Below are 13620 nucleotides of genomic sequence, written 5' to 3' on the forward strand. Positions count from 1 at the left end.
CTATTTTTTATTTCTGGCGTTAAGTTTGCAACCCAAATGCTTGAGAATAAATAACTTTCCCATTTTCAGGGAAGATGTTTTTTCTGAATTCCAATCCCATAAATACGTCCCCTTTAAAAGGGGCATCCAGATGCTCTGTTAAAGAGCTTGCAAAACCAAATCTGGAATAATAAGCCGGATCGCCGAGAACGATAATGCCGGATAGGTCCTCGATATCTCTGCAAGCTTGAATTCCCAGCTCGACAAGTTGGCTTCCAACACCTTGACCTTGATAAGTAGGCGTTACAGATAGCGGTGCGAGGCTTGCGGTTTGAATGTGTAGGTGTGGAGATGTAATTTCCATGATGCTGAAAAGAATGTGCCCTATAATTTCCCCCTCTTCTTCAGCAACAAGTCCCAAAAGTACATCATTGTCCAGGTGTAGTTGTTTGATGAGATCACACTCATCCCACTTACCAAAAGCATCGTGAACAACTTGAAAAACCTGTGCACGATCTTTGATCTCTTCTTTCCGAATTTCCATATCCGGTCCTCATAAATAAACAATTTTCTCTATTGTTCCATACTCTTCGGTGCAAAACGAGAGTTTAAAAATATATTGAAAAGACAAATTACGGTAATAGTCTATTGTGGTTATTTTTGTTCAACCATATCTTTTCGCATTTGTTCTAATAATTTTTTGAAAATTGAGCGTCCAAGCTTACCAATATTTGAAAATTCAAGATTGTTTATGTTGGAATCAGGTGAACCCACAATAATCAACGCATACATTCCATGACGACCATGAACTTTGCATTTGAATCCGTAGATCCCCGGAACCTCAAAGGTAACATTTGCGACTGATTTATGTTCAATCTTTACAAGGGGGGCACCTTTTGGCCACATCCCTTTAATAGATGTTACTGTGTGGTTACCTGTGGAATTCAAAAATCGGATGGTATCTCCAGGTTTAATCCATAAATAATTAGGGTCAAATCGATAAATTTCTTCCGGAGTTAATGCATTCAAATCAATAACTTGGTCAATTTTATGCTCTTCTGCATTTACAAGATTGCTAGTGAATAAAACTCCCGAGCCAATGATAAAAGCGAGTATCAAGTTTCGATACCATAAATAGGTTATTGAGGCGAGTACTTGAGAGTGCTGATACATATTTCCTCATTTCCTGTTTGTTTAATGCAGTTTGTCTAAAACAACTGACTGTTCAGTCATTAAAACGATCTTGGGGTCAGTAAGTGCCGGATATTGTTCTCGCACCAAATTAGTCACAAATTGTGGGTAAGTTCGGAACATCAATTTAACGTTAACTTTGATAGGAAACTGTACATCACGAGGTAGATCAAATACTTCATCTCGAAAGCCATCGGCAGGAATTTTTGTATCCTCTAACATCTTTTCATAACGCCAAAATATAAGGCCGACGGGGTTTCCATATTTATCACCAAAGACTTTGCGGAAGAATCTTGCTTTAGGATCAACTACGCCTTTGTCGTCAACCTTACCGCTTTCTAATATCACACGCCCATCAGCGGAATAGACACTTAGATCAAGCCATATTTGTCGAAAATCTGCGACACCAGTTGGAAGAGCGTGACCTGCTCCTATATTTTTTATTTGAATATTTAATTTTCCATCTTTGGTCAGGTCGGTTTTTAAGGCCGCCGCTGTCTGCAAAAGCTCAATACTCATTTGCTTTAGTTTTGGGTTACGCAATCCGACTAAATGATAGTTCGCTCCCGTGAATTGATGAGTGACAACATTAGGTTTTTTCTTCCCTCCATCTGTTGAGGTACCTGGGATATCTTGTCCTATACGCTGAATGTCGCCATGCATATGACAATCTATACAAGATCGATGATCCTCAGGGTTGTCCGGTTTGTTGAAAGAGGATTTTTCCCATTCTCCATATGTATTTACGATTATCGATCCACTGCCAGGTGCAAATTCATTATGGCAGGAACTACATAGTTTTGAATCTGCATAAAAGCTTTGGCTATAAGAATTTGCATGAGTACTTGGCTTTGCATTTATCGCATGATTTCCAAGAAAGTTCAGAGTGTCATTAGTGTTGTTTTCGAAGACATATGTTTTTCGATCAGACAGGTTAACTGTTAGACTTGCATTACCTCCTGCATCCGAGCTCATTGCTGTTTCAAGACTTGATATCCGATGGCAGAATAAACACCCTGTTCCTTCATCAAGGTCAGTTTCGTCATGTTTTAATGCTTCGAAGAGTGATGAACCTCCTTGTTCAAACATATGTCCAGGGCCCACCGTTGCCGTTTGTCCGGAAAGAAGACCTTGAGGACTATGACACCCCATACACCATTGCCTGAAATTCTCACCCTCTGTATCAGCAGCAACATCTTCCATAACCTTGTAATAGGGATTTGATTCCCCCATTAAGCGATGTAAGCTGTCAGCCCACTGATCGAACATATCGGTATGACAAGATGCACAGGTGGCCGAGTTAACCCATTCACTTTTATGGACTGATTTATTTCCGTTATCCAGCCGTAACCAACTAGATACAAGTGGTAAATTTTCACTAGATGAAATGTATTCGTGCAGATCAAGCATCATCTCAGCTGCTTCTTCTGAAGGCATATCAGGGTCTATTAAATCAGCAACACCCTCGCCATCATGTCCCATACCTCCTTGTGTGTCTTGAATGATGCGTAGATAGTCCCCTATAAAATCTCCGGCTATCATTTTGGAAAGATTGCCATGGCCAATCCTTGCATAGCGGTATTTATCGATGGGAATGTCATTAAATAAGTATCCGTTCGTAAAATTAATTCCATCAACGTGGCATGACTGACAGCTCATCCAAAAATCGCCTGACATTGGCGTATTGGGTGTTAGGTCAGTATTTGCGCTATGAAATAGTGTTTTTCCACGTCGTAAACTCGGATCAAGAGGGTCTTTCCCAACAGTACGAGCGAAGACTGCTTTTTGCACAACAGGCCCTGTGTTGGTGAAATTTAAGAGCGTAATATCCAAACTCATAGCATTTTGAATAAAGATATTTTTGTTGTCGACTATGAGTGCCCGAGGGTTGGCTCCTGGAAGGTGCCGAACAATATCTGACGCTTTGGAATCATTAACTTTAATACCTGTCTTATCGATTGGATCTCGATCTAATAGGTTAAAAACCAGAAGATCCTCGCTCGCGGCCATTGTTATATAGACTTTACTCCCATCATCTGAAAATTCGGCATCATGCGGGTTGGACATGATCAAAGTTTTTGGAGAGCCATCAAAACGTTTTTTGGTAGGACTTTTTAAGTTTATTTGTTGGAATAGATGTTTTCGACGCCCTTTTAACTCTTGTTCATATCCTGGGCGTAGGTCCAAAAGCGAAATTGCAGGAAAAATAGATGATTGAAACTGAAACAGATGATCAAAATTCCACAGTAGATGCGGCAACCATGCCTCTGTTTCGTTCGGACTAACGGCAATATCATCCAACACACGGGGCACACCTTGGGAGATAAATTCGTTTTGTTCCTGACTTTGGTGTAACTTGATCGTTGTTAGGTGAACAGGAGGAACGGTTTGGGCATCGTAGATTGAAACCTCACCAATAAGAGAATGAGTTATGATTAGCCGATTATCTGAGAGTAAGGCGAGGCCACGGGGTGTATCTCTTGTTTTTACTTTATGAACAATACCTTTTTCCGGATGTACGGCAACCAATTGATGTGCTTCGAATAATGTTACCCAAAAGACATTGTTGTTTCTGTCATAAACAACGCCAAAAGGGCGCGGACCAAGATCAAACGATTTTATCACTTCAGCTGTGCGCCAGTTAATCAAGACCAGACGTCCACCTGTATAATCAGTAACAGCGATCGTGTTATTTTGGCCTATTGCGATACGTCGTAAATCTCCACCAATTTTAATCTCACTGATGCGTTCACCGGTTTTCTTATTGATCCAAGTAACTGTACCTGCATCATAATTGGCGCTGAACAATTTAGATCCATGGTCTCCTGTAACTAGCGAACTACTCTCTGTTGCGGCAAAAGAAGAGCCAACTAAGGTGAGTAATGTCAAACAAAAGACGATCAACCATTTAACACTTTTCACGATAGACCAACGCAATGCATGACGTATAATCAATATAGAAACAGGAAGTGCCAGTAACAGATGAGACCAATAGGATATTTTTCCAATCAGCTCTCCCCGATTACCATAGAAAAATAAATAGAGGCCACTTAGTGTTAAAATAATTAATCCGCATTCGATAATATTTCCTGTTCTTTTAAAAAAGATCTTATGCGAAGCAGAAAACACATTCCGATGAGAAAGCCAAAATGGTAAAACAAGTATAGGAAAAAATACTAACGACACGAGAATATGCGTGGTCAAAGTCGTTCGTTGAAATCTCCAAGATAAATCAAAATTATCCCACAACAACAAACCGCTAATAGTCAGAAAATACAATACGAACTCTGCGGGATGAGATCGGTAGGCTTCTTTTTTCCAAAATGAAGAGAAGGTATCTTTGTTTATTTTTAAAAACTTTATAACGTCGCGATTATGTCTCTTTGTATTGGAATTTCTTTTAATAAAATTAGTGTTTTGAAATGGAAACATATAATTTCTCGTAAACGCCTATAAAGCGATAAGCCATAAAAAAAACTTGCTCTGTAGTGATTAAATGAGCTTATTTGACGAGCACTTATGTTGACTTGACTTTGGTCATTTAAGTTCTGTTACTTAGAGAAAAAATAGCTTTAATACGTCTTATCTTAAATAGGTAGTTCTGTTGAGTATTTTACATTTCGCAGGGCAAAACGTGAATTTACTGAGTTAATTATCGGTAAATGTAAAAATTGTTCTGTTAGCATACGGTCATAAGATTCAATGTCTTTTGCGATAATACGTAACAGATAATCTCTGTTACCTGTAATTGTGTAGCATTCCATAATTTCTGGGCGTCGATTGACGATATCTTCGAACTGTCGAACCTGTTCTTCGCTATGTTGTACCAATGTGACTGTTGTAAAGACTGTTACACTCAGACCTGCAATTTTAGGGTCCAGTAAACACACTTCTTTGCGGATTAGTCCCTCGTCTCGAAAACGTTTTATCCGCCGCCAGCAAGGTGATTGAGAAAGCCCAACAGTCGTAGCTATCTCTGCCGTTGAAAGAGAGGCATCTTTTTGCAGCAAGCTAAGTATTTTTATATCTAAAACATCAAGGTCAATCATTTCAATTAGCAGCTATTTATTGAATTAAATTTGTTATTAAATCTGTTTTATATGGTTTATTAGAACATAATACCCCATATTTTGAGATAAAATAAACAAATAAAGCAGGGATAAAATAATGAGGTAAAAAATGGGACACCAAGGGTCTATCTATGAATCTAAAATACCGGATTCAAATGGTTTATATCACTATAGCCTAACTGAGAACGAGATTTGGGAGGATTTAATTAACCGCCAAAACGACATACTTGAAGGCCGGGTATGTGATGAGTTTATCAAGGGTAGGGAAATACTTGGATTAAATAGTAATCGGGTTCCTCAGTTAAAGGAAATTAGCAATCGTTTGTTCGATGCGACTAGGTTTGGTGTTGAATCTGTTCCTGCTGTAATCCCCCCGAAAGATTTTTTCGCCATTCTGGCAAACAGACGCTTTCCTGCAGCAACCTTTATCCGGTTAAGGGAAGATTTCGATTATATAAAAGAGCCTGATATTTTTCATGAGATATATGGTCACTGCCCTATGTTGACCAACCAATCTTTTGCTGATTATGTTCAGGAGTACGGTAAACTCGCCCTTTCGGTTGAAAAGAAATATATGTGGCCATTACAAAGGCTTTTCTGGTTTACCGTTGAATTTGGCCTGATCAAAACGGATATGGGAAACCGTATATACGGTGCTGGTCTGGCATCTTCATCGGGTGAAGCTGTTTATTGTATGGACAGCAGAGAACCTACAATTATGGAATTTGATCCGTTAAGTATATTCAGAACAAACTATCGAATTGATATCTATCAACCGATCTATTATGTGATTAATAGCTTTGAACAACTGTTTGATACCATAATGTCAGATTTGCTCCCTGTTATTGATCATGCAAACCAGCTTGGAAATATTAATCCTGCACCATTAGCCCCAGATCAGAAACCACACTAAGATAGCTTATATCTTTTGTAACCTCCTCTTGTTAGAGGAGGTTACCCGTTTTTACGGGTTACATGATCTAAGAATTCCGGCAAGAAGGCTTTATAGTAGCAATTTTAGTTAAATTGTAGTAAGAGACTGTTAACCAAATTTTAGTGGATGAGAAAGCTTCTGGTACGGGGACGAGCTTAATGCATCAGGGGGCTATAAAAAACTCAACAAATATAGAGGCGGCACTTAAACGTGATCAGCCCAAACATTTGTCGTTAGTTCATGATCCAAACAGTAAGTGGGCTATTCTTACAAAACAAGCTCACCGCATTTATCATTATCGCTTAACCCAACATAATCTCTCTAACCAGGATAAAGAAGCTCTAATGTTGGCACGTAATGAACTTCTTGCATTAGCTAAGTCATTAAAGGCAACCTCTGCCGTTCAGAATATCATTAATGTAGATTAAGCTGATCCTGTAATTTTGATAATTGTTCTTCCATTCCCTCTACAATAAAAATTGCCCCGGTTGCGCCAAAATCTTTTTGGATAATTTTAACGCCAATTTGGTCACAGAGGTATTCAGCGTGCGATATGGATTTGAAAGGTAAAGATAGTTCTTGTTGGTGTAATTTAACGTAGGCCAACAGGTTTGCATTTTGAATAACCTGTTTCGTACTTTCACTATAGGCACGAACCAAACCTCCGGTCCCAAGCTTTGTGCCGCCAAAAAAACGAACTGTAATAACCGCCGTATTAATCAGAGAATTCCCCTGTAAGACTTTGAGGGTTGGGGGACCCGACGTTCCCGCGGGCTCACCATCATCGCTAGACCCCTCTTCTATTTGATCATATTGGTTGAGCCTTCTGAACGCCCAAACATAGTGATTTGCTTTTTTAAACTCATCGCGTAATTCGGCTAGGCGTTTATCAAAAGAAGAAATTGGCATTAAGTACGAAATAAAACGGGATTTCTTCTCGTCGATTTCCGTAAAATTCTCACAATCAACGTAAAACATTATTCTGTGAGAACTGCAATGGGGCCTTTTGCCGACTTATGGATGAATTGTTTGATAAAGGGGTTATCAGTCTCGTTCAATTCGTGAGTTGGCCCAAACCAAACCACTTTTCCTTGATGTAACATCATTATGTTCGTGGATATTTTTCGAGCGGAATCTAGATCACTGCTAATAACAATTGATGTTGTATTATGTTCTTTTGTTTGTTGCTTTATGAGTTGGCTAATTGAATTACTCATAATTGGGTCAAGACCAGCTGTTGGCTCATCCAATAATAAAAATTCAGGATCGCCTGCAAAGGCTCTGGCCAGTCCGACCCGTTTCTGCATACCGCCAGATAGCTCTGCTGGATATAGATTGGCAACTTCGGGCCTCAGGCCAACTCTATCTAACAGCCTTATCACGTCACTTTTTATAATTTCTTTGTTTGCATCTGGTTTCTTTAGCTCTTTAAAGCCAATGTTCTCCCAAACGGTCATTGAATCAAATAGCGCTGATTGTTGGAAAAGCATACCAAAGCGATCAAGGAAGTTTGGTGAATTTTCCTGAACTTCTTCTTTTGGTGAGCCTTGGATAAAGATGGTGCCTGAATCTTGAGGAGTAATACCAAGCAAGGTTTTAAGGAGTAGTGTTTTTCCACTGCCTGATGGGCCTATGATGACAAGAGTTTCCCCTAACTTTACTTCAAAGCTCAGTTCATCAAGCGCTTTAAGGCCATTAAAGCTTTTGTTGAGGCCTTTAGCTTCAAGAGCTGTTTTTGTTTCGTTGATTTCGGTATTCATACCGACTAATCTCCCAAGCGTCAGATTACTTGCGCCAAGATTATCATAGACGAACAATAATACCAGCCTGATAAGTTGTTGAATTTATATACTGATATACAAATAAAAAAACCTCTGGCCCTTAAAAGGGGCAGAGGTTTCTGTTGGTCGGAGTAGCAGGATTCGAACCTGCGACCCCTTGGCCCCCAGCCAAGTGCGCTACCAGACTGCGCTATACTCCGATAGAAAAAAGCTTAAGCGTATTTCTGGGCAACTATATACATTCGCTATAACTGCAAGGCAATGCTGTTGAGAGAAAAAAGTGAAATTTTAGTCAAGCAAAGCCCGAATAGATTTTAGCTCATCCAGAATTTCTTTTTGATGATCAAGAGAAAGGCCAACAAACTGTTCTGTTATGCTTTTTTGCTCTTCTTTGCTTTGTACGTTTTTGGAGGAATCTTTTGCTGTAATTTCTTTTTTCTGGTCAGACTTTTGTTCATCAACTGATTTTTGGGGTTTAAATGCACCCTCTTTAAACAGTTTTTGAACACCCTTAATGGTATACCCGTCTTTGTAGAGAAGGTCTCTTATCTGACGAAGTATGTTCAGGTCTTCCGGGCGATAATAACGTCTGCGTCCCGCGCGTTTCAAAGGTTTAACTTGAGGGAATTTTGTTTCCCAGAACCTCAGCACATGCTGTGGTACATTCAAGTCTCCAGATACTTCGCTAATCGTCCGGAACGCAGCCGCAGATTTACTAGAGGTTTCCGCAGCAGACATTTGCAGATTAAACTCCTGCTTTTTTAGATTTTATCAGTTTGTTACTGATACGTTCCGATAAAATAATACGATACTTTAAGAAAGAGACGTATTTATTTTATTTTTCAAAACATGAGAAGCTCGAAATACGAGAACTCTGCGTGGTAAAATTGGAACTTCTTCCCCGGTTTTTGGGTTACGTCCAATACGTTCACCTTTCTCACGAACGGCGAAACTACCAAAAGACGATATCTTAACCGAATCACCTTTGATCAAGGTGTCAGAAATTTCATTCAGAACAGATTCTACCAAATCTGCAGACTCATTTCTGGATAGGCCAACTTCTTGATATACGGCTTCACTGAGATCAGCACGAGTGACTGTAGTGCTCATAATGAAGTTCCACTCCCCTTGTTATCGTTATGTGAATTTTCCGGAAAAAACCAGTAATTCAGATGATATACAAAGCGATTTTGCTAAACTTTTCAGGAAATTACAAGTTTTATCTCATAAAGGTGCTGCATGACATCTTTTCAGATACGTTTACGTTACCAACGTATCAGCGCAGACCCCCACGTAAAACCACCGCCCATGGCTGCCATCATGATCATATCACCGCGTTTAATTCGGCCATCATAAACGGCTTCGGTCAATGCTAGGGGAATAGAGGCTGCAGAGGTGTTTGCATGTTTATCAACAGTTACGACAACTCTCTCTTTGGGAAGTTTTAATTTTTTCCCCATTGATTCAATAATACGGATATTTGCCTGATGCGGAACAAGCCAATCAATATCTTCAGGGCCTAAATTTGACTTTTTAAGCGCGGCATCAATTGCCTCTGGCATTCTTGTGACAGCTTGTCGGAACACCTCTTTGCCTTCCATACGAAGGAAACCAGCTGTTCCGGTTGAAGATGGTCCACCATCCACATAAAGCGCATCATGACAGCGCCCATCCGCATAAATGTGCGAACTTAAAACACCACTATCGTTCGCGTCTCCATTACCTTCTTCGGCCTGAAGCACAATTGCACCTGCTCCATCACCAAAAAGAACGCAAGTAGAACGATCGTCCCAGTCGAGAATACGGGAAAAGGTTTCTGCGCCAATTAGTAATGCTGTTTTTGCTTGGCCAGTTTGGATCAAACTATCAACAACCGATAGACCATAGACAAAACCACTGCAAACTGCTTGTAGATCAAAGGCAGCGCCTCTGGTTATCCCGAGGTTCTTTTGAACAACGGTTGCTGTAGCTGGGAAGGTCTCATCTGGAGTTGCGGTCGCACAAACAATAAGATCAACTTCTGAAACATCAATATTGGCATGCTCCAAAGCTGCAAGCGCAGCCTTTGTTGCCAAATCAGAAGTTAATTCGTTTTCGCCGGCAATATACCTGTGTTTGATGCCCGTGCGCTGTTGAATCCATTCGTCTGATGTATTAACACGTTCGGCTAACTGATCATTTGTCAGAATACGTTCTGGTAAATAAGAGCCACAGCCTTTGATATTTGCACGTACGATCATTCAAACCCAGCCTGCTCATTTATCGGTTCGCGTGTCAACGAATCGAAATCTTCACGAATTTTGGTGACAATATCCTGGTCACGCATATCAACGGCGACGCCTATGGCATTTGCAAACCCGATAGCATCAGTACCACCATGGCTTTTAACGGCAATACCGTTAAGACCAAGAAAGATAGCCCCATTATACAGGCGAGGGTCAACACGTTTCTTTAATTTAGTAAGCGCAGAACTTGCCAAAAGATATCCTAGGCTGGCTAGCATACTACTTTTGAAGGTCTGTCTAAAGAATTCAGAGATAAGTTTTGCGGTGCCTTCGGCTGTCTTCAGGGCAACGTTACCAGTAAAGCCATCAGTAACAATAACATCCACAGTGCCTTTACCGATGTCATCGCCTTCTACAAAGCCAATGAAATCACCAGGCAGGTCTGCTTTTCGGAGCATTGAGCTCGCAACTTGCAGGTATTCATGCCCTTTCACATCTTCGGATCCGACATTCAAAATACCAACCGAAGGTTCCTGTACTCCTAGGACACAGCGGGCAAACGCATTCCCCATGACGGCAAAGTCGACAAGATTATCAGCATCACAGCTAAGGTTAGCCCCAAGATCCAACATGAGGGATTCCCCACGTAATGTTGGAAAGAACGAGGCAATCGCAGGGCGATCGACACCAGGAAGGGTTTTAAGGACAAACTTTGACATAGCCATCAGAGCACCAGTATTTCCGGCGGAAACAACACCATCCGCACGGCCATCCTGTACTGCATTTATGGCAAGACGCATTGATGACTTACGCCCAGAGCGTAAAGCCACTGCAGGTTTATCATCACTGAGAACTTTGTCCTCTGTATGAATAAACTCAACGACATCTTTTAATTTGGTCGTTTTGTCGAGCAGAGGCATAACCTCTTGCTCTCGACCGAACATGAGAAATCTAACGTTAGGATATCTTTGTGAAGCTATTTCAGCTCCATGTACTACGATATCCGGTGCGTCATCACCTCCCATTGCATCTAAGGCTATGGTTATGCTACCGCTCACTGGTTTCCCGCTTGTCAAATTGATCCATAAAAGAAAGGCCGACCAATATAATGATCGGCCTATCACAAAAGACTATTTTGACAAGCCTTAGGCTTCAGCTTCTGCTACATCACGGCCATCATAAGTGCCGCATGAAGCACAAACATGGTGTGGGCGTTTCAGCTCACCACAGTTTGGACATTCTTGTGAAACGCTTGAAGGAAGCGCATCGTGTGACCGACGTTGACCACGACGGGAATTACTAATCTTACTCTTTGGAACAGCCATTGCTCTAACTCTCGCATTCAGCTTTAATAAAAAACTCGCCGCTTATTAACGAATAACTTCGCTTACGGCAAGCCCTAACTAAGGTAAATATACCCTACTTTTTAATTTGCAGGTTTTTTAGTACAGAAAACGGGCTCGTTTTTGCTGCTTCCTGCATTTCTTCTTCATCTGGCGCTTCGTCCACAGAATCGCCATCCCAAGTAGAATTAGGTACTTTCGGATAAGGGTCTAACATAACAGCTAGTTGCTGAACAATAGCCTCTCCAAAATCAATTCCTTTTGGATCTGCCATTTCAGGCGGATCTTCCGCATCAATATCAATCAGGATTTCGTCTGTTGTCTCTCGGATGGACTCAAAACTATAGAGTATACCAAAAGGTTCATTGATCTTCGCCGTCACAGGTTCTGCAGATAAAATGCAGGATTGTGTAACATCGGCTTTCAATTGACCTTTTACTTCAAGCAACGATCCCTTCCCTTTTGGGTCAAGTTCCAGTGTTGCGGAAAGCGATTTTAATTCAATTAAATCAAATCTTTTTGCCACAGCTTCACACTCTTCTGGTTTCGCTTTTATATTTAAAACCTGTGAGCGTGCTTGAACTTTATCAACGGGATAGCGACGCGAAAATTCACTTTCGCACGGCGTTTCCATTGCTGAACTCCTGATTATATTTGAAACGATATTATCTTTGATTAAGTGTTTGCTTAAACAGATAACAAGCTAATATTACACTTAAATTCAAGATTGCGTACAATAAGGGCCGTAAAATTATCGGTCAAATTATTTTATTGCAACGCAGCTATACTAGACTTTAAGGGCAAAAGGTAATCTTGCCCGACATCAACTGTATGATTTCTTGCCCTTTTAGGTGTTCGATTTGCCGAGTTATATATTTACGCATGTATTGCAGCGATTCTTTGTCGGCACCGGTCGTTCCATAAAGGTTGCGTTCCAGCGCATTTTCCAGGACTTCTTCTCCGAGGGGCATTGCTTCTTCGTAGGCTGCCAGACGGCCATAAAAACCCTGTAACATGGCCTTCACACGTTTACCAACACCAACATCCCCAACACCCATTTCCCTCAGGCTAAGGTCCATATCATAAAACATTAAATCAAAGAGTTTTTGAGAAAACGTTTCAGTTGTCTCTTTGTCATCTTTTAATCTATGCAGTACCAAAAACATATGTAACGTAATCATATCAAAGCGTCCATCCAGGCTATCAGGTACAGAATAATTTTCGTAAAATTCTTTCTTACGTGCCTGTGACATGAGGTTTGCATATAGATCATGTACCGCATCAGATTCGCGATCGCGACGAAAAAGCTTCCTGAACAACAACTGAACCCCTCGATATAATCAGCTTGGATTTATGACTCGAAAAAAGTATATAGACGAGTATAGTGCCTGTGTAACGCGTATGGTTTAGCAAAAACATCTTTTATGTTAAATAGCTATTCGCTCATATTTAGATCAATAAGGTCAGAATACGATTATGTCTCATAAAGTTTCCTCTAAAGCCAAAATGCTTTTGGCTGCAATGCTTATCCCTTTTGCACTAAGTGCTTGTGAAAGCCGTGTTAATGTAAGAGGAAACTATCCCGACCCGGAAGAGGTCAGCAAACTTGAAACAGGTGTATCCAGTCGTCGTGATGTTGCTGAATTATTAGGTTCACCATCTACCCTCTCTACATTTAAAGATCAGGTCTGGTACTACGTTGGTGAAAGAGTTGAAAAAACAGCCTTTTACGACCCTGTTGTTCTTGAGCGTAGTATTCTTGTCGTTAAATTTTCCGAGGATGGAAAATTAGAAGAATCACAACAGTTTGCACTGGAAGACGGACGTATCATTGACCCTGTCACACGGGTAACACCAACAGAGGGACAAGATCTGACAATTATTCAACAGCTTCTTGGTAACCTTGGTAAATTTACCCCAGGTGGCGATAACTAGGGTGTGGACTCAATTGATCCAACATCTAATTGAGAAAAGGAATAGCATGTTTAGAAAATTTACTCCCTTTTTCTCAAATCTTGTTGCCAGCCGTCTCATATCCTTCATTTTACAAAAGAAACGCTCAACAATATTTCTCATTGCATAAAGGTTCTTATCGTG

Annotated in this window: 16 protein-coding genes and 1 tRNA gene; 3 read left to right on the top strand and 14 right to left on the bottom strand. The window is 40.6% G+C overall.

The window, feature by feature from the left end:
* Positions 1 to 19: 19 nt before the first annotated feature.
* The 4 genes from ACN0QW_RS05930 to ACN0QW_RS05945 form a co-directional block, all read right to left on the bottom strand.
* Positions 20 to 523 carry a GNAT family N-acetyltransferase gene (locus tag ACN0QW_RS05930; protein WP_417429621.1) on the bottom strand — a complete coding sequence of 168 codons (504 nt, stop codon included), beginning with the start codon at positions 521 to 523 and terminating at the stop codon, positions 20 to 22.
* Between the two features lie 110 nt (positions 524 to 633).
* Complete coding sequence (locus ACN0QW_RS05935; RefSeq protein ID WP_417429623.1) at positions 634 to 1152, bottom strand: plastocyanin/azurin family copper-binding protein; 519 nt, start codon at positions 1150 to 1152, stop codon at positions 634 to 636.
* Between the two features lie 21 nt (positions 1153 to 1173).
* Positions 1174 to 4602, bottom strand: a complete 3429-nt coding sequence (locus ACN0QW_RS05940) for a hypothetical protein (RefSeq protein ID WP_417429625.1) — start codon at positions 4600 to 4602, stop codon at positions 1174 to 1176.
* Positions 4603 to 4757: 155 nt separating this feature from the next.
* Complete coding sequence (locus ACN0QW_RS05945) at positions 4758 to 5219, bottom strand: Lrp/AsnC family transcriptional regulator (protein ID WP_299375471.1); 462 nt, start codon at positions 5217 to 5219, stop codon at positions 4758 to 4760.
* 130 nt (positions 5220 to 5349) lie between these two features.
* Between ACN0QW_RS05945 and phhA the strand changes: the two genes are divergently transcribed.
* Both phhA and ACN0QW_RS05955 read left to right on the top strand, forming a co-directional pair.
* Positions 5350 to 6153 carry a phenylalanine 4-monooxygenase gene (gene phhA / locus ACN0QW_RS05950; RefSeq protein ID WP_417429628.1) on the top strand — a complete coding sequence of 268 codons (804 nt, stop codon included), beginning with the start codon at positions 5350 to 5352 and terminating at the stop codon, positions 6151 to 6153.
* Positions 6154 to 6332: 179 nt separating this feature from the next.
* Positions 6333 to 6602 carry a hypothetical protein gene (locus ACN0QW_RS05955; RefSeq protein WP_417429630.1) on the top strand — a complete coding sequence of 90 codons (270 nt, stop codon included), beginning with the start codon at positions 6333 to 6335 and terminating at the stop codon, positions 6600 to 6602.
* On the opposite strand, the gene ACN0QW_RS05960 is transcribed toward ACN0QW_RS05955, so the two are convergent.
* The 10 genes from ACN0QW_RS05960 to ACN0QW_RS06005 form a co-directional block, all read right to left on the bottom strand.
* A complete protein-coding gene (locus ACN0QW_RS05960; RefSeq protein WP_417429632.1) occupies positions 6589 to 7152 on the bottom strand; it encodes an IMPACT family protein in 564 nt (187 codons plus the stop codon). The two genes, ACN0QW_RS05955 and ACN0QW_RS05960, sit on opposite strands and share 14 nt — an antisense overlap.
* The gene (locus ACN0QW_RS05965) at positions 7152 to 7934 is read right to left on the bottom strand and encodes an ABC transporter ATP-binding protein (RefSeq protein WP_417429634.1); all 783 of its coding nucleotides are present in this window, start codon (positions 7932 to 7934) and stop codon (positions 7152 to 7154) included. Before ACN0QW_RS05965 ends, ACN0QW_RS05960 begins: the two co-directional genes overlap by 1 nt.
* Before the next feature lie 144 nt (positions 7935 to 8078).
* A tRNA-Pro gene (locus tag ACN0QW_RS05970) sits at positions 8079 to 8155 on the bottom strand.
* Positions 8156 to 8243: 88 nt separating this feature from the next.
* Positions 8244 to 8693, bottom strand: a complete 450-nt coding sequence (locus ACN0QW_RS05975) for a MerR family transcriptional regulator (RefSeq protein WP_417429636.1) — start codon at positions 8691 to 8693, stop codon at positions 8244 to 8246.
* Between the two features lie 75 nt (positions 8694 to 8768).
* A complete protein-coding gene (locus ACN0QW_RS05980; protein ID WP_046509138.1) occupies positions 8769 to 9065 on the bottom strand; it encodes an integration host factor subunit alpha in 297 nt (98 codons plus the stop codon).
* A gap of 155 nt (positions 9066 to 9220) precedes the next feature.
* Positions 9221 to 10195 carry a beta-ketoacyl-ACP synthase III gene (locus tag ACN0QW_RS05985; RefSeq protein ID WP_417429639.1) on the bottom strand — a complete coding sequence of 325 codons (975 nt, stop codon included), beginning with the start codon at positions 10193 to 10195 and terminating at the stop codon, positions 9221 to 9223.
* A complete protein-coding gene (plsX, locus tag ACN0QW_RS05990; protein ID WP_299375491.1) occupies positions 10192 to 11238 on the bottom strand; it encodes a phosphate acyltransferase PlsX in 1047 nt (348 codons plus the stop codon). Before plsX ends, ACN0QW_RS05985 begins: the two co-directional genes overlap by 4 nt.
* An 87-nt stretch (positions 11239 to 11325) precedes the next feature.
* Positions 11326 to 11505: a 50S ribosomal protein L32 gene (rpmF, locus tag ACN0QW_RS05995; RefSeq protein WP_417429641.1), complete on the bottom strand. Its 180-nt coding sequence runs from the start codon at positions 11503 to 11505 to the stop codon at positions 11326 to 11328.
* A gap of 94 nt (positions 11506 to 11599) precedes the next feature.
* A complete protein-coding gene (locus tag ACN0QW_RS06000; RefSeq protein ID WP_417429643.1) occupies positions 11600 to 12157 on the bottom strand; it encodes a YceD family protein in 558 nt (185 codons plus the stop codon).
* Positions 12158 to 12317: 160 nt separating this feature from the next.
* On the bottom strand, positions 12318 to 12842 hold the full coding sequence (locus ACN0QW_RS06005; protein ID WP_417429645.1) for a ubiquinol-cytochrome C chaperone family protein: 525 nt from the start codon (positions 12840 to 12842) through the stop codon (positions 12318 to 12320).
* A 157-nt stretch (positions 12843 to 12999) separates the two neighbouring features.
* Between ACN0QW_RS06005 and ACN0QW_RS06010 the strand changes: the two genes are divergently transcribed.
* Complete coding sequence (locus ACN0QW_RS06010; RefSeq protein ID WP_299375504.1) at positions 13000 to 13458, top strand: outer membrane protein assembly factor BamE; 459 nt, start codon at positions 13000 to 13002, stop codon at positions 13456 to 13458.
* Positions 13459 to 13620: the final 162 nt, after the last annotated feature.

The sequence above is a fragment of the Kiloniella sp. genome (assembly GCF_048259265.1).
Taxonomy (GTDB): Bacteria; Pseudomonadota; Alphaproteobacteria; order Kiloniellales; family Kiloniellaceae; genus Kiloniella.